21 protein-coding genes and 1 tRNA gene are annotated in these 23,486 nt (G+C 60.8%); 11 read left to right on the top strand and 11 right to left on the bottom strand.

All coding sequences use genetic code 11. The features are described from left to right. The first annotated feature begins 23 nt into the window (after positions 1-23). Positions 24-935: an endonuclease/exonuclease/phosphatase family protein gene (locus BLU78_RS10715; protein ID WP_044106664.1), complete on the top strand. Its 912-nt coding sequence runs from the start codon at positions 24-26 to the stop codon at positions 933-935. A gap of 77 nt (positions 936-1,012) precedes the next feature. Here the strand turns inward: BLU78_RS10715 and pflA are convergent, their stop codons facing one another. Then, positions 1,013-1,738: a pyruvate formate-lyase-activating protein gene (gene pflA / locus BLU78_RS10710; protein WP_010265358.1), complete on the bottom strand. Its 726-nt coding sequence runs from the start codon at positions 1,736-1,738 to the stop codon at positions 1,013-1,015. A gap of 2 nt (positions 1,739-1,740) precedes the next feature. Continuing rightward, positions 1,741-3,969, bottom strand: a complete 2,229-nt coding sequence (pflB, locus tag BLU78_RS10705; RefSeq protein ID WP_010265355.1) for a formate C-acetyltransferase — start codon at positions 3,967-3,969, stop codon at positions 1,741-1,743. Positions 3,970-4,285: 316 nt separating this feature from the next. Between pflB and BLU78_RS10700 the strand changes: the two genes are divergently transcribed. Further along, positions 4,286-4,681: a DUF2721 domain-containing protein gene (locus BLU78_RS10700; protein ID WP_026020819.1), complete on the top strand. Its 396-nt coding sequence runs from the start codon at positions 4,286-4,288 to the stop codon at positions 4,679-4,681. Positions 4,682-4,871: 190 nt separating this feature from the next. Here BLU78_RS10700 and BLU78_RS10695 read toward each other — a convergent pair whose 3' ends face one another. From BLU78_RS10695 to BLU78_RS10665, 7 genes are all read right to left on the bottom strand, one after another. Continuing rightward, a complete protein-coding gene (locus tag BLU78_RS10695; protein ID WP_010265350.1) occupies positions 4,872-7,097 on the bottom strand; it encodes an inorganic phosphate transporter in 2,226 nt (741 codons plus the stop codon). A gap of 97 nt (positions 7,098-7,194) precedes the next feature. After that, complete coding sequence (locus tag BLU78_RS10690; RefSeq protein WP_010265348.1) at positions 7,195-8,643, bottom strand: sensor histidine kinase; 1,449 nt, start codon at positions 8,641-8,643, stop codon at positions 7,195-7,197. Further along, a complete protein-coding gene (locus BLU78_RS10685; protein WP_010265346.1) occupies positions 8,621-9,301 on the bottom strand; it encodes a response regulator transcription factor in 681 nt (226 codons plus the stop codon). Before BLU78_RS10685 ends, BLU78_RS10690 begins: the two co-directional genes overlap by 23 nt. Positions 9,302-9,423: 122 nt before the next feature. Then, on the bottom strand, positions 9,424-10,491 hold the full coding sequence (locus BLU78_RS10680) for a bifunctional 3-deoxy-7-phosphoheptulonate synthase/chorismate mutase type II (RefSeq protein ID WP_010265344.1): 1,068 nt from the start codon (positions 10,489-10,491) through the stop codon (positions 9,424-9,426). 31 nt (positions 10,492-10,522) lie between these two features. Next, positions 10,523-11,368 carry a prephenate dehydratase gene (locus BLU78_RS10675; RefSeq protein ID WP_010265342.1) on the bottom strand — a complete coding sequence of 282 codons (846 nt, stop codon included), beginning with the start codon at positions 11,366-11,368 and terminating at the stop codon, positions 10,523-10,525. Between the two features lie 242 nt (positions 11,369-11,610). Beyond that, entirely contained in the window at positions 11,611-12,363 is a 753-nt protein-coding gene (locus BLU78_RS10670; protein WP_010265339.1) for a lipopolysaccharide kinase InaA family protein, read from the bottom strand. 141 nt (positions 12,364-12,504) lie between these two features. Next, positions 12,505-12,576 (bottom strand) — tRNA-Thr (locus tag BLU78_RS10665). 113 nt (positions 12,577-12,689) lie between these two features. On the opposite strand from BLU78_RS10665, the gene BLU78_RS10660 reads away from it, so the two are divergent. Genes BLU78_RS10660 through BLU78_RS10650 form a run of 3 tightly spaced genes read left to right on the top strand, consistent with a single transcriptional unit; the run spans position 12,690 to position 15,070 of the window. Continuing rightward, positions 12,690-13,640 (top strand): NAD-dependent epimerase/dehydratase family protein, encoded by a 951-nt coding sequence (locus tag BLU78_RS10660; RefSeq protein WP_010265336.1) that lies wholly within the window; start codon positions 12,690-12,692, stop codon positions 13,638-13,640. 3 nt (positions 13,641-13,643) lie between these two features. After that, positions 13,644-14,621: an alpha/beta hydrolase gene (locus BLU78_RS10655; RefSeq protein ID WP_010265333.1), complete on the top strand. Its 978-nt coding sequence runs from the start codon at positions 13,644-13,646 to the stop codon at positions 14,619-14,621. After that, positions 14,618-15,070 (top strand): hypothetical protein, encoded by a 453-nt coding sequence (locus tag BLU78_RS10650; RefSeq protein WP_010265331.1) that lies wholly within the window; start codon positions 14,618-14,620, stop codon positions 15,068-15,070. The genes BLU78_RS10655 and BLU78_RS10650 overlap by 4 nt, the downstream gene beginning before the upstream one ends. 66 nt (positions 15,071-15,136) lie before the next feature. Here the strand turns inward: BLU78_RS10650 and BLU78_RS10645 are convergent, their stop codons facing one another. Then, complete coding sequence (locus tag BLU78_RS10645; protein WP_010265330.1) at positions 15,137-16,129, bottom strand: class II fructose-bisphosphate aldolase; 993 nt, start codon at positions 16,127-16,129, stop codon at positions 15,137-15,139. Between the two features lie 182 nt (positions 16,130-16,311). On the opposite strand from BLU78_RS10645, the gene BLU78_RS10640 reads away from it, so the two are divergent. The 5 genes from BLU78_RS10640 (at position 16,312) to BLU78_RS10620 (ending at position 22,509) form a co-directional block, all read left to right on the top strand. Continuing rightward, positions 16,312-17,925, top strand: a complete 1,614-nt coding sequence (locus BLU78_RS10640; RefSeq protein ID WP_010265329.1) for a fumarate hydratase — start codon at positions 16,312-16,314, stop codon at positions 17,923-17,925. Between the two features lie 230 nt (positions 17,926-18,155). Continuing rightward, the gene (locus BLU78_RS10635; protein ID WP_026020818.1) at positions 18,156-20,018 is read left to right on the top strand and encodes a BatD family protein; all 1,863 of its coding nucleotides are present in this window, start codon (positions 18,156-18,158) and stop codon (positions 20,016-20,018) included. A 4-nt stretch (positions 20,019-20,022) separates the two neighbouring features. Beyond that, complete coding sequence (locus BLU78_RS10630; protein WP_010265325.1) at positions 20,023-20,835, top strand: tetratricopeptide repeat protein; 813 nt, start codon at positions 20,023-20,025, stop codon at positions 20,833-20,835. After that, complete coding sequence (gene recR / locus BLU78_RS10625; protein ID WP_010265322.1) at positions 20,836-21,438, top strand: recombination mediator RecR; 603 nt, start codon at positions 20,836-20,838, stop codon at positions 21,436-21,438. Positions 21,439-21,510: 72 nt separating this feature from the next. Continuing rightward, entirely contained in the window at positions 21,511-22,509 is a 999-nt protein-coding gene (locus BLU78_RS10620; protein WP_010265319.1) for a malate dehydrogenase, read from the top strand. Positions 22,510-22,581: 72 nt separating this feature from the next. Here BLU78_RS10620 and BLU78_RS10615 read toward each other — a convergent pair whose 3' ends face one another. Beyond that, positions 22,582-23,010, bottom strand: coding sequence for an META domain-containing protein (locus tag BLU78_RS10615; RefSeq protein ID WP_010265315.1), 429 nt, complete (start codon positions 23,008-23,010; stop codon positions 22,582-22,584). A gap of 75 nt (positions 23,011-23,085) precedes the next feature. Between BLU78_RS10615 and BLU78_RS10610 the strand changes: the two genes are divergently transcribed. After that, a complete protein-coding gene (locus tag BLU78_RS10610; RefSeq protein ID WP_010265313.1) occupies positions 23,086-23,460 on the top strand; it encodes a RidA family protein in 375 nt (124 codons plus the stop codon). Positions 23,461-23,486 lie beyond the last annotated feature (26 nt).

Raw genomic sequence — 23,486 nt, 5'->3', positions numbered from 1 at the left:
CCTAAACAACTATAAAAAAAGCTATGAAAACACTGAAGTATCTGCTTTGTGGAATTACAATGTGCGCCCTGGCGTGCTCGTCGAGCAAGGATGACGGGGACGGACCCGGCAAAGGTGCGTCGAACACACTGAAAGTGATGTCGTTCAACGTTCGCTACAACAGCGCCAACGACGAGGGCGATAAGAACTGGGAAGTGCGCAAAGCGGCCGTCGTGAAGATGATCAACACGGTTCAGCCCGATGTGGTCGGCCTGCAGGAACCGCGCACGGCACAGCGTACCTTCCTGAAGAACAACCTCCCGAACTATGCCTATATGGAGGTTCCCGGAACGGGTGACGGAAAAGGCGGCAACACCTGTCTGATCTATCGTCAGGACCGGTTCACGCTGGTGGACAACGGCTATTTTTTCCTCAGCCCGACGCCCGACGAGCCGTCCCGCTGCTGGGATGTGGGGGATACGCAATGGCGGACTTCAGTCTGGGTTCACCTGAAAGAGAAGGAGACCGGCAAGGAGTTCTGGTTCCTCTCGACGCACATGCCCGTGCGCACCAATTCCAGCTTTCCCAACGAGCCGTACATCCAGGCGCGTATCAACAGCGCGAACCTCAATGTCGAGCGGATGAAGAAGCTTGCGGGTGAGTCGGGGATGTGCTTCATCGTCGGCGACATGAACTGCGCGGAGGCCAACGACGACGGCAAGAAGGCGCTGAAGCCTTACCGGGACTGGATGAAAGTAGGCCGCGACATCGCTCCTGCGGGGGATGCTTACAGTTTCAACAATTTCGGTTCGGGAACGGCGGCGCCGACCCGCAATCTCGACCACATCTTCCACCGCAATACGAAGATGGCCGTATCGTTCCGCACGCTGACCGACAATTACGGCGTGACGTATGTTTCCGACCACTATCCGATCCTGCTGACGGTGCTGTTCTGACCCGAAGCACGCATATGAATGAGAAACTCCCCGGCTCTTTCAAAGAGCCGGGGAGTTTGCGTGTTTTCGTGACGGAATCAGTTGACGATGACCGTCGGGAAATACTCCCGCAGCAGGGCCGCGGCGCGGTCGAGTTGTTCGGGGGTGTTCTCCCGCACGTCGCGGAGCCGGTATTCCAACCCCATTGCCTCGTACTTGTGGACCCCGAGGGTGTGGTAGGGTAGCAGTTCGACCCGCTCCACGGATTTGTAACCTCCGAGGCGTTCGCCCAGCGTGCGGATGTCGGCTTCGGCATCGCTGTAACCCGGGACGAGCACATAGCGCAGCCAGAACGGTTTTCCGTGGGCTTCGAGCCAGGCGGCCGTGCGGAGCGTCTGGGCGTTCTCGCGGCCGGTGAGTGCGCGGTGGCGTTCCGGATCGGCCTGCTTCACGTCCAGCAGCACCAGATCGACCAGCCCCAGCAGCTCTTCGACGGCCGGGTTCCACACCCCGCCGTTCGTGTCGACGCAGACGTGGATGCCGGCCTCTTTCAGCGCGCGGACCAGCGGGACGAGTTCCGCGGCCTGGAACGTGGGTTCGCCGCCCGAGAAGGTCACGCCGCCGCGTTTGCCGTAAAACGGTTTCTGGTCGACGGCCATGCGCAGTATTTCGGCGGGGTCGGTCGGTTTGCCCTCCCCGGCCTCGATCGTGTCGGGGTTGGCGCAGTAGAGGCAGCGGAAATTGCAACCCTGCAGGAAAACGACGAGCCGGAGTCCCGGCCCGTCGAAAGTTCCCATCGATTCGTAGGAATGTACACGAAGCATGATTACATTCGTTCGTGGAAGCTGCGGCTGATGACCTCCAGCTGGTGCTCGCGGCTCAGCTTCGTGAAATTCACGGCATAGCCCGACACGCGGATCGTCAGCTGCGGATACTTCTCGGGGTGCTCCATGGCATCCTCCAGCATCTCGCGGTTCAGCACGTTGACGTTCAGGTGGTGGGCACCCTTGGTGAAGTAGCCGTCGAGCATCGTCACGAGGTTCTCGATGCGGTCCTCGGCCGTCGGGCCCAGCGATTTCGGAACGATCGAGAAGGTGTTCGAAATACCGTCCTGCGAGTCGCGGTAGCGCATCTTGGCCACCGAGGCGAGCGATGCGATGGCGCCGCTCTTGTCGCGGCCGTGCATCGGGTTGGCTCCCGGGGCAAAGGCCACGCCTTTGAGGCGTCCGTCGGGCGTCGCGCCGGTTTTCTTGCCGTACATCACGTTCGAAGTGATCGTGAGCAGCGACAGCGTCGGGCGGGCGTTCTTGTAGACGGGCAGTTTTTTGAGCTCCTCGCTGAAATAGTAGACGAGGTCCACACCCAGGTGGTCGACACGGTCGTCGTTGTTGCCGTAGCAGGGGAATTCGCCGTCGATGTCGAAACCTTCGGTGAGCCCCTCGGCGTTGCGGCGGGCCGTCACCTTGGCATATTTGATGGCCGAGAGCGAGTCGAGGGCGATCGAAAGACCTGCCACGCCATAGGCGAGGTTGATGCGGGGATCGGTGTCGACGAACGCCATCTGGGCCTTCTCGTAGTAGTACTTGTCGTGCATGTAGTGGATGATGTTCATTGCCTCGTTATAGACGCGGGCGATCTCCGAGAGCACCATCTTGTAGTTGCGCATCACCTCCTCGAAGCGCAGCGGACCCTCCGACAGAGCCGGAATGCCTTTGACCATCAGCGTGCCGGTGTTCTCGCAGCGGCCGCCGTTGATGGCCAGCAGCAGGGCTTTGGCCAGGTTGGTGCGGGCGCCGAAGAACTGGATCTGCCGGCCGATGTCCTGGAACGACACGCAGCAGGCGATGCCGTAGTCGTCCGAGTGGCGGACCTCACGCATCAGCTCGTCGTTCTCGTACTGGATCGAGCTGGTGTCGGCCGAAACCTTGGCGCAGAAGGCTTTGAAGCCCTCGGGCAGCTCGGGGCTCCAGAGGATCGTGAGGTTGGGCTCGGGCGAGGGACCGAGGTTGTAGAGCGTCTGCAGGAAGCGGAACGAGGTCTTCGTGACCTTCGTGCGGCCGTCGTTGAAGCGTCCGCCGATGGCCTCGGTCACCCACGTGGGGTCGCCGGCGAAGATGTCGTTGTAGGACTGCATGCGCAGGTGGCGCACCATGCGCAGTTTGATGACGAACTGGTCGATCAACTCCTGGGCGAACGACTCGTCGATCGTGCCGTGCGCCAGGTCGTATTCGATGAAGATGTCGAGGAACGACGAAACGTTACCCAGCGACATGGCGGCTCCGTCCTGTTCTTTGACGGCGGACAGGTAGGCCATGTAGACCCACTGCACGGCCTCCTGTGCCGAGTGCGCGGGACGGCTGAGGTCCAATCCGTAGTATTCGCCCATCGTGCGGATGTCCTTCAGGGCTTTGATCTGCTCGGCGACCTCTTCGCGCAGGCGGATGCGGGCGTCGGTCATCGGGCCGGTGAGGCTGCGGAGGTCCTCCTGCTTGGCTTCGATCAGGCGGTCGGTGCCGTAGAGGGCCAGGCGGCGGTAGTCGCCGATGATGCGGCCGCGGGCATAGTTGTCGGGCAGTCCCGTCAGGAAGCCCAGCGAGCGGAACGAGCGGATCTCCTCGGTGTAGACGTCGAATACGCCGTCGTTGTGGGTCTTGCGGTAATGGGTGAAGATGTCTTTGACCTTTTCGTCGACCTCCACGCCGTTCTCCTTGCAGGCGCGCGATACGACGTTGATGCCGCCGAAAGGTTTGATGGCGCGTTTGAGGAGTTCGTCGGTCTGCAGACCCACGATCAGCTCGTTCTCGCGGTCGATGTAACCGGCCTTGTGCGAAGTGATGGTCGAGACGGTCTTGTTGTCCAGCGAACGGACGCCGTTATGCTGACGCTCCTCCTCGAGGGCCTTGAGGCAGAGATTCCAGATGTGTTTCGTGCGCTCGGTCGGTCCCTGGAGGAACGAGGCGTCGCCCAGATAGGGGGTGATGTTCGTCTGCACGAAGCTCGTAACGTTGATTTCCTTGCTCCAAAGCCCGTCGATAAAGGTTTTGTTCAGTTCCATAGCTTGTTATTGTTCGAATTGAGATTGAAATTGTCGCTTTTCGGCCGCAAAGATATGTTATTTTTTTCACAATAACGAAAGGACGCTTACATTTTCTTAAAATTTTTGAAAAAATACCTACGATCAGGTATTCCGCGCATCCGGATTCGGATATGATCGTTATTTCGGGCGGTTGCGGCTCCGCTTTTGCCCCGGCTAAGCACCGGGGTTTAGGGGGCGATGGCAGGTCGGAGAGCTTCGGAAGCGGATATTGCGTTTTTACGGCTTTCTTGTTCGGCAAAATTGCGTATCTTTACCGCATAAAATCCCGATGACGATGGAAGAATTGACTTTGACGACCCCTGCCCTGCTGTTCTCGGCCGTATCGCTGATCCTGCTGGCCTACACGAACCGGTTTCTCTCCTACGCACAACTGGTGCGCACGCTCAAAGAGCAGCATTTGCAGCACCCCTCGAAAGTGACGCGCGCGCAGATCGACAACCTGCGCCGGCGGCTTCACCTCACGCGCTCGATGCAGGCGTTGGGCGTTTCGAGCCTGTTCCTCTGCGTGGTGACGATGTTCCTGATCTATGTGGGGATGTTTCTTCTTTCGGCTTATGTCTTCGGGGCGGCGCTGCTGCTGCTGATCGCCTCGCTGGGCGTGTCGCTCTGGGAGATTCAGATTTCGGTCCGGGCGCTCGACATTCACCTGAAAGATATGGAGTCCGTTTAAGAAGCGGGATTTTAGAGGAGTTTGTGGGATATCCCCGGTAAACGAAGATGCCGCGACGTCCCGTCACTGCATCTCCCACTAACCTACTTATGTAACCTAAAACCAACTTGTGAATCCGGTTCCCCGGTTTTCACATGGCAAAGATACGGGGCCGTCGTTTCAGCGGAATGACGGCCCCGTTACATTCGTGTTACTTCTGCTGTTCCAGGAAATAATGTTGTGATTTCAGCAGGTTTCGCGACTGGAGTATCATCGTCTTGGTCTCGTTGAGGATCGTCAGGTAGAGCACGCTGGCGCGGGTGCTGCCCGAAGGGTTGCTGTTGATGCGCCGCAGCTGGCTTTTGATCGCCTCGACGATCGTGTCGAAGAGCTGGTCGCGCATCACGAGCACCAGGTCGAGGTCCGAGAAGTCTTTGCTCGAGAGCATGTCGTTGATCTTGTCGAAGATGGCTTCCACCTGGTCGTTCACGCGCATCAGGTCGACGATCTGCTCTTTCGACAGCCCCTCGTGGTTGTTGTCGATGTGTTCCAATGCGGGGCGCGTGATGTGGATCAGGGCCTTGGTCACTTCCGAAAGGTAGTCCGTGACCTGCACGTAGAAATGTCCGGTGTCGATGTCGCAGCGCTGCAGGCGGCGCAGCGTGGGCATGATGTTGTATTTGCGGGCGCGGGCGTCTTCGAAGAGTTTGTTCGAGTCGCGGACCATCTCTTTCAGCACCTTGCGGTTCTCTTTGAAGACGGCGACCAGCGTGCGGTTGTAGATGCGCGTGACCTCCTGCATTGTCGAGCAGACCTCGCCGATGCAGGCGCACAGCACCTCGTCGGGCGTCTCGGCGGTGTCGAGCGGCAGCAGTTCCTTGTCGGCCTCCTCTTTCAGTTCGGGGCTCTTGCGGTGGCTGCGGACGAGCAGCCAGAAGCAGAGCAGCGTGAGCGCCGTCACGGCGATCCAGCCGCCCCACAGCAGCAGGGCCGTCACGGCCAGCGCGATGAGAAAGCCGCCGAGCGCCGTGATGAACCATCCCGAGATCACGGCCATCACGCCCGTAATGCGGTAGACGGCGCTTTCACGGCCCCACGAGCGGTCGGCGAGCGACGATCCCATCGCCACCATGAAGACCACGTAGGTCGTAGATAAAGGCAGTTTGTAGGAGGTGGCGATGGCGATCAGGATCGACGCGGCGGTGAGGTTCACCATGGCGCGGATCATGTCGTAGGGGGCCGACGAGCGCTCCTCGACGGGCAGCGGTTCGAAACGGCGGTCGATGACTTTCTGCATCTGCGCCGGAATCAGGCCGGTCCACATGGAGTTTAACACCAGCGTGGCGCGCACGAGGCTGCGGGAGATGAGGGTCGAGCCGAAGCGTTCGTCGCCCTCGTGCTGCGAGGCGAGCGAAAGTTCGGTCTCGGTGACATGCTGCGACTTTTTCGAGAAGAAGAGCGTCAGCACCATGATGATTCCCGAGGCGCCCAGCAGCAGGAAGTTCGCGCGGGCGGGGGCTTCGAGCGCTCCCATCATCATCGTCTCGCTGCCCGCTTCGCCGGCGATCCGCCAGGCGTCGTAGCCGGCCAGGGGCACGCCGATGAAGTTCACCAGGTCGTTGCCCGCGAAGGCCAGCGCCAGCGAGAAGGTGCCCGAGAGGATGGTGATGCGCATGATGTTGAGCCGCATGCGCTGGAAGACGTAGAGGACGAGCGACGTTGCGGCCCAGAAAGCCAGCAGCGTCAGCACGACATGCTCGCCGACATACTCCGAGATGTGTGCCGGGATCAGCCCCGAGCTTTTCAGTCCTTTGAACAGTGCGAAGTAGAGGATGCCGGCCAGCGAGATGCCGCACCATACGGCGCCCCAGCGGCGGAACACGGCGGCGTAGCGGAACGAGAAGATCAGGCGCGAAATGTACATGAAGAGCGTTCCCGCGATGAATGCCAGCGCCACCGACAACAGAATCGCCGCGATGATGACCATTGCTTTGCCCGTGTTGATGAACTGCGAGAGGTCTTGCAGCGAGGTTCCCGGGTCGCCGGCGATGCGGAACAGCGCGGCGGCGACGGCGGCGCCCAGCAGTCCGAAGACCATCGACACGGTGGTCGAGGTGGGCAGTCCCAGCGTGTTGTAGAGGTCCAGCAGCAGCACATTGCCCAGCATCATGCCCAGGAAGAGCATCATGATCTCCTGAAAGGAGAACTGCCCGGGGTAAAAGACGCCGCTGCGGGCGACCTCCATCATGCCGCTCGAGGTGAGCGTGCCGACGAGGATGCCGGCAGCCGCGACCCAGAGGATCACGCGGCGCGGTGCGACTTTCGAGCCGAGGGCCGAGTTGAGGAAATTGACGGCGTCGTTGGCGACGCCTACGACGATGCCCATCACGGCCAGCAGGGCCAGAATGACGACGATTGCGGTGAAAAGTGGGGACATATGATTTATCCGGTTTGGTTCCTTGTCGTTGCAAAGGTCCGAAACGGATGTTACAGAGATGTTACAGGAGTGTTGCGGGTTTGTGAAATGAAACGGGTCAGCCCTGTTTTTTCAGCGTAAAGACAAACTCCAGCCCGCCGCGGTCGCGGTTGCGTGCCGTAATGGTCCCGCCGTGGATGGCGACGGCGTTTTTGACGATCGCCAGCCCCAGTCCCGTGCCGCCCTGCTTGCGCGAACGCCCCTTGTCGATGCGGTAGAAGCGTTCGAAAATATGCGGCAGGTGTTCCTCGCCGATGCCGATGCCGTTGTCCGCAAAGAGGATCGTGCACTCCTCGGGGGTGTCGTCGACGAGGCGGATGAAGATGTCGCGGCCCCCGGAGTAGGCGGCGGCGTTGTCCGCGAGGTTGCGGAACACCGATGCCAGCAGCGAGGGGCTTCCCACGACCTCGACCTGCCGGGGAAAGTCGACGTTCACCCGCAGCCGTTGTTCGGCGGGCTTCAGCTCCATGTCGGCGGCCGTTTCGGCAATCAGGTCATTGAGCACCACGGGCTCCTTCCGGATCAGCTCGCTCGCCTCGTCCATGCGCGTCATGGTCGAAATGTCGGCCAGCAGGCTGCGCAGCCGCCCGGTCTGCGCGGCGCTCTTTTCCAGGAAGTCCGTGCGCTTTTCCGCATTGAGCCCGGGATTGGCCAGCAGAGTCTCCAGATAGCCCTGAATCGCCGCCACGGGGGTTTTCAGCTCGTGGTTGATGTTGTTCGTCAACTGTTTTTTGATGCGTATCTTCTCCTGCTCCTCGTGCAGGGCGAGGGCGTGCTCGCGGTCGCGGTCGGCGGTGGTCTTCTGCAGCCGCGCATAGAGGCGGATGATGTGGCTCGAAATCTCGCCCAGCTCGTCGTGTGGGAATGCCCCGGGCGTGTCGATCCGCTCGCCCCGTTCGGCGCGCTGGGCGAACTCGTTGAGCCGCGTGATGTTCTGCCCCAGGCGCCGGGTGGCGAAATACCCCGCGACGCTCATCAGCAGCGTGACCCCCAGCATGAACCAGAGAAATTCACGGTCGGCGGCCAGCACCTCGCTCAGCGGCAGGGAGTAGGGTACGGCCGTGCGGACGATATGCTCCTCGCCGAGCATGGCGGAGTAGAAATAGTTGCGATGGGTGCTCTCGGAGTGGCGGCGGATGGTGTAACCCGTGCCGCGGGCCACGGCTTCGGCCACTTCGGGCCGGTCGAGGTGGTTCGAAGCGGGCAGCGAGTCGAGCGAGTTGTCGAACAGGACGCTCCCGTTGCGGTCCATGACCGTCACGCGCAGGTCGCCGAAGTCATTGTTCTGGCGGGCGATGAAAGCCTCGGGGGGAGTTCCCTCGTCCACGGCGTCGAGCATCCGCAGGTTGAGGAGCTGCAGCCGCGCGTTGAGTTGCTCGGCTTTGAAATGTTTTTCGCGGCCGTACTGGAAGAGGACGAAGCATGCCACCAGCGTCCACGAAAAGGCCAGTAGCAGCAGGAACAGCCGCCGGTGGTAGGAGAGCCTATTCTTCAAAGCCGTAACCATAGCCCAGCCGTGTTACGATGTGTTCGCCGTAGGGGCCGATCTTGCGGCGCAGGCGCGTGATGTTGACGTCGACGGTGCGGTCGAGCACGATCACCTCGTCGCTCCAGATGCGGCGCAGCATCTCCTCGCGCGAGAAGATCACGCCCCGGTGCGTGAGCAGCAGGGCCAGTATTTCGAACTCCTTTTTGGTGAGCGCGAGTTCTTTGCCGTCCAGCGTGCAGACTTTGCGCCGGAGGTCCATTTCGAGCCCTTCGAAGGCGATCGTCTCCTGCTCCGCCGGGGTTTCGGCCGTGCGGCGCAGGACGCTCCGCACGCGGGCCAGCACCTCGCGTACCGAGAACGGCTTGGCGATGTAGTCGTCGGCCCCGAGGTTCAGCCCCGCGACCGTGTCGTCCTCGGTGTCCTTCGCCGTGCAGAAGATCACCGGGACCTTCGCCGTCGCGGGATCGGCCTTCAGCAGCCGGGCCATCCGGAAGCCGCTCATCTCGCCCATCATGACGTCGAGCAGGATCAGCGAATAACGCTCGGGGTGCATTCCGAGGGCCTGCTCGGCGCTGTACGCCACGTCGGCCTCATACCCCTCGATTTCGAGGTTGAACTGCAGAATCTCGCACAGCGACTCTTCGTCGTCGACCACCAGGATTTTGTGTTTTGCCATACATACGGGTTTGAATCCGTTTCAAAATTACGCAACATTCGCGGATGTTACACGCCCTGCGGGGATATTTAACCGAAATGTAATAACGCTTCCTCCTGCGGCCCGCCCGTGGAACGGGCTTCTCAGGCCCGTCCCAGCACCTCCATCTGCTGACGGATCGACTCCTCGTGGATGGCCTGCAGGACGGTGCGCATGAATTCGCGGTCCATACCCATCTGCTCGGCCTGTCCGGCGCGGCGCTCCAGCAGCTCCTCGTAACGCCGGGCCTGCAGGACGGGCATGTTGTGCTCCTTCTTGTACTGCCCGATGTCGCGCGAGACGCGCATGCGGCGGGTCAGCAGTTCCAGCAGTTCGTCGTCGAGTTTGTCGATCTGCGAACGCAGTTCGGTGAGGCTTTCGGTGGTGATCGTCTGGTCGCGGATCACGAGGTTGCGGGTGATGTAGGCCAGCGCATCGGGCGTCACCTGCTGGGCCTTGTCGCTCCATGCGCAGTCGGGCATGCAGTGCGATTCGATGATCAGCCCGTCGAAGCCGAGGTCCATGGCCTGCTGCGAGAGCGGGGCGATCAGTTCGCGCTTGCCGCCGATGTGGCTGGGGTCGCAGAAGATCGGCAGCGCCGGGATGCGGCGGTGCAGCTCGATGGGCACGGCCCACAGCGGATGGTTGCGGTAGAGGTTCTTGTCGATCGACGAAAAACCGCGGTGGATGGCTCCGATGCGGCGGATGCCGGCGTTGTAGATGCGCTCGATGGCGCCGATCCACAGTTCGAGGTCGGGGCTCACGGGATTCTTCACCAGCACCGGCACGTCCACGCCGCGCAGGGCGTCGGCGATCTCCTGCATGGCGAAGGGGTTGGCCGCCGTGCGGGCGCCGATCCAGAGCAGGTCGATACCGCCTTTCAGCGCTGCGGCGACGTGTTCGCGGGTGGCGACTTCGGTGGCGGTGTACATGCCCGTTTCGCGCTTCACGCGCTGGAGCCATGCGATGCCTGCGGTGCCTACGCCCTCGAATCCGCCCGGCTTGGTGCGGGGCTTCCACAGCCCGGCGCGGTAGATGTGAAAGCCCTCTGCGGCCAGCGCGCGGGCGGTCTCCATGACCTGTTCTTCGGTCTCGGCGCTGCAGGGACCTGCGATGACCAGCGGTCGCCGGGGATCGACCCCGGGAAGCGTGATAGGTTGAATGTCGTTCATAGTGAGCTGATTTTATTGTTTTCGATTTGTATTAGATTGCGGGGTTGGGGCATTCGGCGTATTCGCCCAGAATGCGGAAATCGCTGGTGAGGGGCCGGGCGGCATCGACGGCCTGCCGGTAGCGCACCGGGTCGTCGAACGTAACGTCGACGTAGAAGCGGTACTCCCATTCGCGCCCGATGATCGGCAGCGATTGTATCTTGGTGAGGTTGATGTCGTAGAACGAGAGGAGGGTGAGCACTTTCGAGAGGCTCCCCCGGGTGTGTGAAAGGGTGAAGAGCAGCGAGGCTTTGTTCGTGTTCGCGGGGTCGGCGAAGGCCGCGGCGCGGCTCTCGTCGGCCAGGAGCAGGAAGCGCGTGAAATTGTGTTTGTTGGTCTCGATGCCGCGGCTGAGGATTTCGAGCCCGTAGAGCTCCGCCGCGTCGGCGCCGCAGATGGCGGCCGTGCCTGCGAGCCGCCCCTCGGCGATCTCCCGGGCGCTGCCGGCCGTGTCGTCGCGTTCGACGATCTTCATCGCGGGGTGCGCTTTGAGGAAGTCGCCGCACTGCATCAGGGCGATCGGGTGGGAGTGGACCTCGCCGATCTCGCCGAGCGTCTGTCCGGGCAGTGCGGCCAGCACGTGCGAGATGCGGAGTTTCTGTTCGCCGATGATCCGTGCATGGCTCTGCTGCAACAATTCGTGGTTGGGGAGCAGGCTGCCCGCGATGGTGTTCTCGATGGCCGCGATGCCCAGCAGCGAGGGGTCCGCCGCCATCCGGGCGAACAGCTCGTCGAAACTCAGGCAGGGGAGGATGCCGATCTGCCGGTCGTTGAAGTAGCTGCGCGCTGCCGTTTCGTGATAGCATCCTGCGATGCCCTGTATTGCGATCTGTTCCATAGTTTGGTTTGAAAAAGAAAATCCCGCTCGGCCGAGCGGGATTTTCGTATCATCATTAATCTATATTCCTATTTCATACAGTTAATTGCACGCGACCCCGCTTTTTCCCTTGCTATAAAAGAAAAAGTAATAAAAATAATATGCAAAACCGTATGCTCTCATGGTCGCGGTGAACTTTATCATCGGCAAATGTAGCGAAATAATCCGGAAAACCAAACGCCGGAGCCGTTTTTTTGCAGAAATCAGCGTTTGCGGTGCCGGAACCGCTTGCGCAGTTCCTTGCGGCGTCCGAAGGCGAGGCGGAAGAAGGTGCCCTGAAGCAGCGTGTCGTCGACGTTCCAGCCGCGGGCCTCGGCGTAGCGGTCGAGGATGAAGAGGAACGCCACGGCGGGGCAGGAGAGCCGCCGCAGGTTGACCATGCAGACACGGGGCCGCAGCGGCCGGTCGGCGAAACGCATGCGGTTGATGTCGATCAGCTGGAAGCGGACGGCTCCCGTCGCCGCGTCGCGGCGCCAGAGGACGTTGCCGTGGTTGAAATCCCGGTGCTCGATCCCTTGTTCGTGGAGCTGCACGGCGAAGCGGGAGAAGGCTTCCAGCACGGGGACCGTTCCGGCCGAGGGAAAATGCCCGGTGGTCTGTGACAGCGGCGTGTAGTCCGAGTAGTGCGAGATGTAGTAGCTGTCGCTCAGCAGTCCGTGGCGGCGGTATTCGCTCCACGCGATGGGTTCGGGCGAGTCGACGCCCAGCGCCCGCAGCCGCACGGCGTGTTCGTAGGAGCGGCGGGCCTTGCTCCGGCGAAAAAAGGTGTAGATGAAGGCCTGGAACAGGTTCGGGCGGCGGAACCGTTTGACCGCGACCCGTATGTCTCCGACTTCGAAAGCTTTGATCGTGTTGCGTCCGGTATGGAGGACCTCGCCGCCGGTCCCGAACAGTTCGGGAAGGTGCTCCGTGAAGCTCCGCAGGCGTTCCGAGGCGGGATTGACGTGAATGCGCATGATGGAGAAACTTTTATGCTGCAAAGTTACGTCTCCGCAGGTTATCCCGTCAGTCCGATTTGATTGCGAAGTTGTCCTGAAACGGAAAAAGAGTGCAAAACAAAAGCGGCAGTTCCGTCGGAACCACCGCTTTTGATTTTGAGCTGTCACCGGGACTTGAACCCGGGACCTCTTCCTTACCAAGGAAGTGCTCTACCACTGAGCTATGACAGCAACTTCTCGCGTTGAGTGGTGCAAAAGTACATAAGAAAAATGAAAAGACCAAAAAATTGCACAAATTTCCCGATTATTTTCTATCTTTACTTCCAAATCATAATAAAATACAAATGAAACGTATCCTGATAGTAGGCGCCGGAGGCCAGATCGGTTCCGAGCTGACAGTTTTTTTGCGGGGGATTTACGGCGGTGCGAACGTCGTGGCCACTGATATGCGCGAGTGTCGTACTTTGGCCGAGGACGGGCCTTTCGAGGTGCTGAACGCCCTCGATGCGACAGCCATGGCTTCGGTCGTGGCCCGTTACCACATTGATACGATCTTCAACCTCGTGGCCCTGCTGTCGGCCGTCGGCGAACGCAATCCCCAGATGGCCTGGAACGTCAACATGGGGGCGCTCAACAATTCGCTCGAAGTGGCCCGCCAGCATCACTGCGCGCTGTTCACCCCCTCGTCGATCGGTGCTTTCGGGCCTTCGTCGCCCAAGGACGGAACCCCGCAGGACACGATCATGCAGCCCTCGACCATCTACGGCATCTGCAAGGTCACGGGCGAGCTGCTCGGGAACTATTACCACCACAAATACGGAGTCGATACCCGTTCGGTGCGCTTCCCGGGCATTATTTCGAGCGTCACGCTGCCCGGCGGCGGCACGACGGACTACGCCGTGGAGATTTACTACGAGGCGATCCGCTCGGGGAGATTCACCTGTCCGGTGCCGCCCGACGTTTACATGGACATGATCTACATGCCCGACGCCCTGCGCGCCTGCGTCGAACTGATGGAGGCCGATCCTACGAAGCTGGTCCACCGCAACAGTTTCAACCTCGCCTCGATGAGCTTCACGCCCGAGATCATCTGCGCCGAGATCAAAAAGCGGCTGCCCGCGTTTACGATGGATTACGATGTCGATCCCGTGAAGAAGGAGATCGCTGAGAGCTGGCCCAATTCGCTGGACGACACCTGCGCCCGCGAGGAGTGGGGGTGGAAACCCGAGTGGGACCTCTCGCGCATGACCGACGACATGCTGGCGCACATTCGCACGAAACTTGCTGCGGAGTAAGCCATGAAACGCATTGTCCGGAGCGTACTCGTCCTTTTGCTGCTGTCGGCGGTTGTCGTCACGGGCGGCAGTCTCTACATGCTCTCCTATTCGCTGACGCCCGACGCGACGATGGAGGCGAAAAATGCCTCCTCTTATAAATATATGTATGCCGAATACCCCTTCCTGCAACCGTGGGTCGACAGCCTCGAACGCACGGGGGCGCTGCGCGACACGGTGATCCTCGGCGCAGAGGGCGAACGGCTGCATGCTATCTATGCGGCGGCTCCCGAACCGACGGACCGGACGGCGGTGATCGTCCACGGCTACACGGACAACGCCGTGCGGATGCTGATGATCGGCTATCTCTACAATCACGACCTGGGCTGCAACATCCTGCTGCCGGACCTTTATTACCACGGGCAGAGCGAGGGCCGGGCCATCCGGATGGGGTGGAAAGACCGTTTGGACGTACTGCGGTGGATGGAGATTGCCAACGACATCTTCGGCGGGGATACGCGGATGGTGGTCCACGGAATCTCGATGGGCGCCGCGACGACGATGATGGTCTCGGGCGAGGAACAGCGGCCCTATGTGAAGTGTTTCGTCGAGGATTGCGGCTATACGAGCGTCCGGGATCAGTTCGCCAAGGAGCTCAAAGAGCAGTTCGGGCTTCCTGCGTTTCCGCTGCTCGATGTGGCGAGCTGGCTGTGCGACCTGAAATACGGCTGGAATTTCCGCGAGGCTTCATCGCTGAAACAGGTGGCGAAATGCCGGCTGCCGATGCTGTTCATCCACGGCGACGCCGACGGCTACGTCCCCACGCGGATGGTCTATCCGCTTTACGAGGCCAAGCCGGGCGAAAAGGAGCTGTGGGTGGTGCCGGGCGCCGCGCATGCCGTCTCCTACCGGGACAACCGCGAGGAGTACACGCGCCGGGTGAAGGCCTTTGTGGAAAAGTACATCGGCGGCGAGCCGGAGCAAACGAATGAAAATCAATGATTGCGGAAGACTATAACTTGCAGCAGGCGCAGGCTTTTTACCGGATTCTGGAGGAGACCATCGGAAAACTCCCGGCCGACGTGCGCGAAAAACTTTACCGGCCGAGCGCCGTCAATTGTGTGAAAGACGTCGTCCTGACGGAGCTCCGCAGGCAGTTCGAGGAGTGCGGCTGCGACCTCGATCGGCAGTATGCGAAATACAATCGCTCGGAGTACTTTTTTGCCGACATCGTCGAACCGGGACGGGTTTATGAGATCGGGTATCCCCGGTGTCTCTGCCCGCAGGTCGAGGCCGGATTCGTCAATGCCCCGACTCACTGCGAGTGCTCCCGCCAAAGCATCCTTTATGTCTACGGGGAGCTGATTCCCGACAAGACCGTCCGGGTGGAGACCCTCCGAACCGTCCTTGCGGGAGATTCGGAGTGCCGGTTCCGGGTGACGGTCGAATAGGGCACCGGACGGGCAACAAAAAAACGGAGGTTTTCACCTCCGTTTTTTGTTTGGAATCCCCTGGGATTAAGCCTGGCCGGCCGATCCGAGGACGTTCTCGCACTTGTGCTTGTAGAGCTTCTTCAGCTCGTCGCGGGCCGGACCCAGGTATTTGCGGGGGTCGAACTCGGCGGGCTGGTCCACGAAGATTTTGCGCACGGCAGCGGTCATGGCCAGACGGCCGTCCGAGTCGATGTTGATCTTGCAGACGGCGCTCTTGGCGGCCTTGCGGAGCTGCTCCTCGGGAATGCCGACGGCATCCTTCAGCGCACCGCCGTGGGTGTTGATGATCTTTACGTACTCCTGGGGTACCGACGACGATCCGTGCAGCACGATGGGGAATCCGGGAAGTTTCTTCTCGATCTCGGCCAGGATGTCGAAACGCAGTTCGGGCGGAACGAGGATGCCCTCGGCGTTGCGGGTGCACTGCTCGGGCTTGAACTTGTTGGCGCCGTGCGAGGTGCCGATCGAGATGGCCAGCGAATCCACGCCGGTCTTCTGTACGAAGTCGATTACGTCGGCGGGGTCGGTGTAGGTGTGGTGCTCGGCCGAAACCTCGTCCTCCACGCCGGCCAGTACGCCCAGCTCACCCTCGACCGTCACGTCGTGCTGGTGTGCATAATCCACGACCTGCTTCGTCAGAGCGACGTTCTCGTCGTAGGGGAGGTGCGAACCGTCGATCATCACCGACGAGAAGCCCATGTCGATGCAGCTCTTGCAGAGTTCGAACGAGTTGCCGTGGTCGAGGTGCAGGACGATGGGAATGTTCTTGCCCAGCTCCTTGGCATACTCGACGGCGCCTTGTGCCATGTAACGCAGCAGGGTTTGGTTGGCGTATTTGCGTGCGCCTGCCGAAACCTGCAGGATCACGGGCGAGGAAGCCTCCACGCAGGCCTGGATGATGGCCTGCATCTGCTCCATGTTGTTGAAATTGAATGCCGGGATGGCATAACCGCCTTTGATGGCCTTTGCGAACATGTCGCGCGTGTTCACGAGACCCAGATCTTTGTACGATACCATAATATTAGAATGTTAGTGAATTTTGCACTCAAAAAACCGTACAAATTTACTAAAAATTCTAAATAATGGACGCTTTTTGTGAAAAAAATAACAGCCGGCGGAAAATAGTTGCGCAATCCGGATTGTTTTTTGTACTTTTGCATGAATTATCCACTGCAAGCAAACAACAAACAAATACGATCATGGCAGAATTTATCTATCAGGAGCCGTTTCCGATTCAGGACGACAAAACCAAGTACCGTCTTTTGACGAAAGAGTATGTGAAAGTCGTGGAGTGCGACGGCCGCAAGATACTCAAAGTCGATCCCAAGGGCCTCGAGTTGCTTTCGAAGGAGGCCTATGCCGACGTGTCGTTCTACCTGCGCGCCGCACACCTCCAAAAACTGCGCAACATCCTCGAGGACCCCGAAGCCACCGACAACGACAAGTTCGTGGCCTACACGATGCTGCTGAACCAGGTCGTCGCGGCCGAGGGCGAACTTCCGACCTGCCAGGACACCGGCACGGCCATCTGCATCGGGCACAAGGGCGAGGATGTCTGGACGGGCGCCGACGATGCCGAGTGCATCTCCCGGGGCGTTTACGAAACCTATAAGGACCGCAACCTGCGCTATTCGCAGGTCGTTCCGCAGACGATGACCGAGGAGAAGAACTCCGGTACGAACCTTCCGGCGCAGATCGACATCTACGGCGGCAAGCCCGGCATGGAGTACGAATTCCTTTTCATCACCAAGGGCGGCGGCTCGGCCAACAAGACCTTCCTCTACCAGCAGACCAAGGCCCTGCTCAATGAGGAGTCGCTCACGAAATTCATCCAGCAGCATATCTACGACCTCGGCACGTCGGCCTGCCCGCCCTACCACCTTGCGATCTGCATCGGCGGCACGTCGGCCGAGATGTGCCTCTCGACGGTGAAGAAGGCTTCGGCCGGTTACCTCGACGAGCTGCCCACCTCGGGCAACGAGGGCGGCCGCTGCTTCCGGGACCTCGAGTGGGAGGAGAAGGTGCTGAAAATCTGCCGGGAGAGCGGCGTCGGAGCCCAGTTCGGCGGCAAATATCTCGTGCACGACGTGCGCGTGATCCGCGCTCCGCGCCATGCGGCTTCGTGCCCCGTGGCCATCGGCGTCAGCTGCTCGGCCGACCGTAACATCAAAGCCAAGATCACGCCCGAGGGCATTTTCCTCGAGGAGCTGGAGAAGAACCCCGCACGCTTCCTGCCGAAGGAGGCTCCCGGCATGTCGCCGGCCGTGGATATCGACCTCGACGAGGGCATGGACAAGGTGCGCGAGATACTTACCAAGTATCCGATCAAGACGCGCCTGAACCTGCGCGGTACGCTGATCGTTGCCCGCGACATCGCACACGCCCGCATCAAACAGATGCTCGACGAGGGCAAGCCGATGCCCGAGTACTTCAAAAAACACCCGGTCTACTACGCCGGTCCGGCCAAGACGCCGCAGGGCATGGCTTCGGGTTCGTTCGGTCCCACGACGGCCGGGCGCATGGACCCCTATGTGAACCTGTTCCAGGAGCACGGCGGTTCGCTGGTGATGGTGGCCAAGGGCAACCGCACGCAGCAGGTGACCGACGCCTGCAAGGCTCACGGAGGCTTCTACCTGGGTTCGATCGGCGGTCCCGCCGCGATCCTGGCGAAGAACTCCATCAAATCGGTCGAAGTCGTCGACTTCCCCGAGCTGGGCATGGAGGCCGTGCGCAAGATCTACGTTGAGGACTTCCCCGCATTCATCATCGTCGATGACAAGGGGAACGACTTCTTCGCCGACTTCAAGCACTAAAATCGTTCCCGGAGATACTAACGGGAGAAACTTTACGTTGTAAAATCGTAAAAAGGTCATCGTAAGATCCGAAAGCCTGGGTATAATCCGGGTGAAATTCCGGTCGCGTCGCGACAAGCCCCTCCCGAGGGAGGGGCTTGGGGTGGGGTCAGACTTGTAAACGACGCCACAGGCGGCGACTACGACCTGCCGGAACGAGGCCACGGTGCTAAATTGTAAAGTATAACGCAATGAGGTTTCTTTTTACGAAAATATCCCTGACGGCACTTCTCGTGCTGGCGATCTTCTCGGTACACGCTGCCGAGAAGGTCACTTTTGAGGCCAATTCGCCGCTGACGGTCGCCGCCGGTGATGCGTTCCGCGTGGAGTTCGCGCTGAACGCCAAACCCGACGACGATACCTTCAAAGCGCCTTCGTTCGAGGGGTTTGACGTGCTGGCCGGACCTGCCGTTTCACAGGGTTCATCGGTCCAGATCGTCAACGGCTCGATGACCAAGAGCGTCAGCTATACCTACACCTTCGTGCTGCTGCCGCAGGCTGCGGGCAACGTGACCATCGGGGCTGCGGAGGTCCGGGTCGACGGAACCGTCTACCGGACCCGGCCGCTGCCTGTCGAGATCGTGAACGAGGGCGAAGGCGCGCGGGCGCAGCAACAGCAGGGCGGTTCGCGCCGTCCGGACGATACGCAGGGCGATGTCCAGAGCCGGATCGGCAAGGACGACATCCTGCTGCGGGCCGTCGTGTCGCGCTCGTCGGTCTACAAGAACGAACCGCTGCATGTGGCCTTCAAACTCTACACCCGCGTCCCTTACGTAAACCTCGTGCCCGAATCGGCGCCTTCGTTCAACGGCTTCTGGTCGCAGGACCTCACCGATCCCGGCGCCTCCCGTGTGGGGCGTGAAACCTACAACGGCAAGGTCTATGAGACGCGCGTGCTGTACGACTATCTGCTTTATCCGCAGCAGGTGGGGACGCTCTCGATCGACCCCGTGGAGATGACCGTCGTGGCGCAGGTCGTGGTGCAGAGCCGCAACGCCGATCCCTTTTTCGGGAGCGGCCGCGAGGTCTTCAACGTGCCCCGCAAGGTGCATAGCCAGCGGACTTCGGTCAGCGTGAAAGCGCTTCCGTCGGGCGCTCCGGCCAGCTTCAGCGGCGCCGTGGGCAACTTCACGATGGACGCCCAGTTCCCTTCGGAACGCATCGCGGCCAACTCGGGCGCGACTGTCACGGTGAAGATCTCCGGCACGGGCAACCTCACCTTCGTTCAGGCTCCGAAACTGCCGTTGCCGACCTCGTTCGAGCAGTATAATGTCAAAACCACCGAGTCGATCAACACCTCGTCGTCGGGCATCTCCGGCTACCGCCAGTTCGAATATCCGTTCATTGCGCGCGCCGAAGGCACCTACGACCTCGAGCCCGTCGAGTTCACCTTTTTCGACCCCCAGCGGATGCAGTATGTGACGCTGAAGTCGAAGCCGCTGACGCTCGAAATCACTCCCGACGCCCGCGGCGGCGGTAGCGGCGATGCGGTGGTGATGCAGGGCCGCGGCATGTCGAAGGAGGAGGTCAAACTGCTGGGGCAGGACATCCGCTTCATCAAACTGGGCGGAGCGCAGCTGCGTTCGGAGCGTGTGCCGTTCATCTTCAGTGCGGCCTATTGGATTCTGCTGGTGGGCATCCTCGTGCTGTTCGCCATGGTTTACATCGCCCTGCGGAGGCAGATCCGCGAATCGCAGAACGTCGCCCTCGTGCGCGGCAAGCGGGCCAACAAGGTCGCCGTGCAGCGTTTCCGCGCCGCCAAGCGTTATATGGAGGAGCAGAACCGCCACGCTTTCTACGAAGAGATGCTGCGGGCGCTGTGGGGCTACATGAGCGACAAGTTCAATATTCCGGTGGCCAACCTCACGAAAGAGAATGTCCGCGAGGAGCTGCACAAGCGCGGCGTTTCATCCGAGGATTCACAGCGGTTCACGGCCATCATCACCCAGTGCGACGAGGCGCAGTATTCGCCCGTGGAGTCGGCCCGCATGGGCGACGTCTATTCCGAGGGCGTGAACCTGATTTCGCGTATCGAGTCCGTGATAAAACGATAGTGTTATGAAGCGACTGACCATATTCCTGATTCTGACGTTCGGCATTCTCTGCGCGCGTGCGCAGGAGAGCGCCGACAGCGCGGCACAGCCCGCTCCCGTCGTGCAGTCCGCTGCGGAGGCTTCGCCCGAGCAGTTGTGGGACCGCGCCAACACGGCCTATATCAACGGTGATTTCCATACTGCGACGGAGGTTTACGAACAGATTCTTTCGCGCGGGCTCACCTCCGTGAAACTCTACTACAACCTGGCCAACTCCTATTTTAAGGAGGGACAGCTGGGCAAGTCCGTTCTCTTTTACCGCCGGGCCCTGCGGCTGGCCCCGGGCAACGACGATATCCGCTACAACCTGAGCGTCGCCGAAGCCCGCACGAAGGACAATATCGAGCAGATTCCCGAGTTTTTCCTCACGGAGTGGATGCGCGACGTGCGTCACACGATGAGCTGCACGGCATGGAGCATCGTCTCGCTCGCGGCATTGGTCTGCGCCCTGGCGCTGTTCCTGGCCTATTTGCTGGCACAGCGTTTGCCGTTGCGCAAGACGGGCTTCTACGGAACGCTCGTCGCCGTGGCGGTGTTCATGCTCACGAGCTGGTTCGCCATGGGCGAGCGGCGCGAGATGCTGGACGACACGCAGGCCGTGGTGATGTCGCTCTCGACGGCCGTGAAGAGTTCGCCCGACAAGTCGGCGACGGACCTCTTCGTGCTGCATGAGGGCACGCTCGTCGAGATCACCGACCGCCTCGACAACTGGTGCGAGGTCACCATTGCCGACGGCAAGAAGGGGTGGCTCGAATGCAAAACGATCGAAACGATTTAGATGTCGAAGCTTTTACAGGATGTCGTCGGCGAGCTGTCGAAGCTCCCGGGCGTGGGACGCCGCACAGCGTTGCGTCTGGCCATCCATATCCTGCGCATGGAGCGGGATTCGGTGGCCGAGATGACCGCCAGTATCGACCGCTTCCGCAACGAGGTGAAGTACTGCTCGCAGTGCAACAACCTCTCCGACGAGGAGGTCTGTCCGATCTGCGCCGACCGGGAACGGGACCATGCGACGATCTGCGTCGTGGAGCAGGTCGCCGACGTGCTCTCGGTCGAGAATACGCGCCAGTACCGGGGTATGTACCACGTGCTGGGAGGGGTGATTTCGCCGATGCAGGGTATCTCGCCTTCGGACCTGAAGATCGACCTGCTGTGCGACCGCATCGCCCGCGGCGGGGTGAAGGAGGTAATCATCGCCATCTCGACTTCGGTCGAGGGCGAAACGACGCTTTTTTACCTGATGAACCGCCTGAGGCAGTTCCCCGGGCTGAAAGTTACCTCCATTGCCCGCGGCATCGGTTTCGGCGACGAATTGGAATACGTCGACGAGCTGACGATCACCCACGCCCTGCTCAACCGCCGGGAGATAGACCCCGCTTAACGGGCGGGGTGTGGCTGGAGCCGAAATGCGGCCGCCGGCCGCGGCAACGAAGGTACCAAAACACAATATACTATGGATTTTGTAACGAACGAGAAACTCACGATCGTGGGTGCGGCCGGCATGATCGGCTCGAACATGGCTCAGACGGCGCTGATGATGCGCCTGACGCCCAACATTTGCCTGTACGATCCTTACGGACCGGCGCTCGAGGGCGTGGCCGAAGAACTTTTCCACTGCGCCTTCGAGGGGGTGAACATCACCTTTACGACCGACATTAAAGAGGCCCTGACCGATGCGGCCTATGTCGTATCGTCGGGCGGCGCCGCCCGCAAGGCGGGCATGACGCGCGAGGACCTGCTGAAAGGCAACGCCGAGATCGCCGCCCAGTTCGGCAAAGACCTCAAAGCTTACTGTCCGGATGTGAAGCACGTCGTGGTGGTCTTCAACCCGGCCGACATTACGGGCCTCATCGCGCTGATCTACGCGGGGCTGAAACCCTCGCAGGTTTCGACCCTCGCGGCGCTGGATTCCACGCGCCTGCGCTCGGAACTGGCCAAGTACTTCAAAATTTCGCCCGACGAGATCCGCAACTGCCGCACCTACGGCGGCCACGGCGAGCAGATGGCGGTTTTCGCCTCGACGACGCTCGTCGCCGGACGGCCCCTTTCGGAGCTGATCGGCAAGGAGATGCCCGAAGGCGACTGGGCCGACCTGCAGCAGCGGGTGATCCAGGGCGGCAAGCACATCATCGACCTGCGGGGCCGTTCGTCGTTCCAGAGCCCGGCCTACCTCTCGATCTGCATGATCGCGGCGGCCATGGGCGGCAAACCGTTCGAATACCCTGCCGGCGTGTTCGTGCACAACGACGAGTTCAAACATATCCTGATGGCGATGGAGACCTCCATCACGAAGGAGGGTGTCGCGTACAAGAACGTGCAGGGCACGGCTGCGGAGCACAAGAAGCTCACGGAGAGCTACGAGCACCTGTGCAAACTGCGCGACGAGGTGATCTCGATGGGCATTCTGCCTCCCGTGGAGGAGTGGGGACGTCTGAATCCGAATCTGCGGTAAGGTATTCCCTGATATTGAACATCCCGGTCCTCTGTTGCAGAGAACCGGGATGTTTTTTGCGGCGCGATCCTGTCAGGGTTTCGCCTGGAAGACGGCCTTTAATTCGCCGTTGCTCAGCAGCAGCAGCATCGGGCCGTCCATGTCGTAGTGGGTCGTCGCTTCGAGCGCCTGCGCGAATGCGTGTTCCCGCTCCATCCCGGGGCAGGCCATCATCGTCGAGGCGATCGGTCCCAGTTTCAGGGAGCGTTTGTCGTCGGTCTTGTAGATGCCCGACAGGCGGTTGCAGGCTCCGACAGCCGACAGGCGGTTGCCTTCGGCCAGCAGCGTGAGGGTGAACGTGCCCTTTTCGGGACGGACGGTCTCCCCGCCGAGCTGGATCAGCTGCCATTCGGTCCCCGCCAGGGGGCGGCGGGCTTTTTTCTGGTAGGCGCGGCAGTTGCAGCATCCGGCGATAAGTGCCCCGGTGACAGCGACAACCGCAATTCGGAGTAAAATCTTCATCTGATTTTCGTTTGTTCGTTGCTGCAAATATAGGGAATTAATCGTACCTTTGGTGTCGTAACGACACTTTTACCTATGAAAACCATCATCGCATCGCCCCATGCGCCCAAGGCCGTGGGTCCCTATTCGCAGGCCGTGGAGGCCGGCGGCACGCTCTATGTTTCGGGGCAGCTCCCGATCGACGCCGCGACGGGCCGGATGGCCGAAGGCATCGAAGCCCAGACGCGCCAGTCGCTCACCAACCTGGGCCACATCCTCCGCGAAGGGGGATACGACTATTCCGACGTGGTGAAAACCACCGTCCTGTTGCAGTCTATCGGCGATTTCGCGGCCATGAACGCCGTCTATGCCGAGTTCTTCACGGACCGGATGCCTGCGCGCATGTGCTACGAGGTCGCGGCGCTGCCGATGGGCGCGCTGGTCGAGATCGACGCCGTGGCGGTGAAATAGCTTCCGCGGACAATCCGAAGGTGCGT

This window comes from Alistipes timonensis JC136, assembly GCF_900107675.1.
GTDB classification, from domain to species: Bacteria; Bacteroidota; Bacteroidia; order Bacteroidales; family Rikenellaceae; genus Alistipes; species Alistipes timonensis.
Note: the sequence above shows the minus strand (reverse complement) of the source record. Positions and strands in the feature narration are given on the sequence as shown.

Coding starts and splice junctions, on each gene's coding strand:
- BLU78_RS10715 (WP_044106664.1), top strand. CDS start 24: ATGAAAACACTGAAGTATCTGCTTTGTGGAATTACAATGTGCGCCCTG.
- pflA (WP_010265358.1), bottom strand. CDS start 1,738: ATGCTTCGTGTACATTCCTACGAATCGATGGGAACTTTCGACGGGCCG.
- pflB (WP_010265355.1), bottom strand. CDS start 3,969: ATGGAACTGAACAAAACCTTTATCGACGGGCTTTGGAGCAAGGAAATC.
- BLU78_RS10700 (WP_026020819.1), top strand. CDS start 4,286: ATGGAAGAATTGACTTTGACGACCCCTGCCCTGCTGTTCTCGGCCGTA.
- BLU78_RS10695 (WP_010265350.1), bottom strand. CDS start 7,097: ATGTCCCCACTTTTCACCGCAATCGTCGTCATTCTGGCCCTGCTGGCC.
- BLU78_RS10690 (WP_010265348.1), bottom strand. CDS start 8,643: ATGGTTACGGCTTTGAAGAATAGGCTCTCCTACCACCGGCGGCTGTTC.
- BLU78_RS10685 (WP_010265346.1), bottom strand. CDS start 9,301: ATGGCAAAACACAAAATCCTGGTGGTCGACGACGAAGAGTCGCTGTGC.
- BLU78_RS10680 (WP_010265344.1), bottom strand. CDS start 10,491: ATGAACGACATTCAACCTATCACGCTTCCCGGGGTCGATCCCCGGCGA.
- BLU78_RS10675 (WP_010265342.1), bottom strand. CDS start 11,368: ATGGAACAGATCGCAATACAGGGCATCGCAGGATGCTATCACGAAACG.
- BLU78_RS10670 (WP_010265339.1), bottom strand. CDS start 12,363: ATGCGCATTCACGTCAATCCCGCCTCGGAACGCCTGCGGAGCTTCACG.
- BLU78_RS10660 (WP_010265336.1), top strand. CDS start 12,690: ATGAAACGTATCCTGATAGTAGGCGCCGGAGGCCAGATCGGTTCCGAG.
- BLU78_RS10655 (WP_010265333.1), top strand. CDS start 13,644: ATGAAACGCATTGTCCGGAGCGTACTCGTCCTTTTGCTGCTGTCGGCG.
- BLU78_RS10650 (WP_010265331.1), top strand. CDS start 14,618: ATGATTGCGGAAGACTATAACTTGCAGCAGGCGCAGGCTTTTTACCGG.
- BLU78_RS10645 (WP_010265330.1), bottom strand. CDS start 16,129: ATGGTATCGTACAAAGATCTGGGTCTCGTGAACACGCGCGACATGTTC.
- BLU78_RS10640 (WP_010265329.1), top strand. CDS start 16,312: ATGGCAGAATTTATCTATCAGGAGCCGTTTCCGATTCAGGACGACAAA.
- BLU78_RS10635 (WP_026020818.1), top strand. CDS start 18,156: ATGAGGTTTCTTTTTACGAAAATATCCCTGACGGCACTTCTCGTGCTG.
- BLU78_RS10630 (WP_010265325.1), top strand. CDS start 20,023: ATGAAGCGACTGACCATATTCCTGATTCTGACGTTCGGCATTCTCTGC.
- recR (WP_010265322.1), top strand. CDS start 20,836: ATGTCGAAGCTTTTACAGGATGTCGTCGGCGAGCTGTCGAAGCTCCCG.
- BLU78_RS10620 (WP_010265319.1), top strand. CDS start 21,511: ATGGATTTTGTAACGAACGAGAAACTCACGATCGTGGGTGCGGCCGGC.
- BLU78_RS10615 (WP_010265315.1), bottom strand. CDS start 23,010: ATGAAGATTTTACTCCGAATTGCGGTTGTCGCTGTCACCGGGGCACTT.
- BLU78_RS10610 (WP_010265313.1), top strand. CDS start 23,086: ATGAAAACCATCATCGCATCGCCCCATGCGCCCAAGGCCGTGGGTCCC.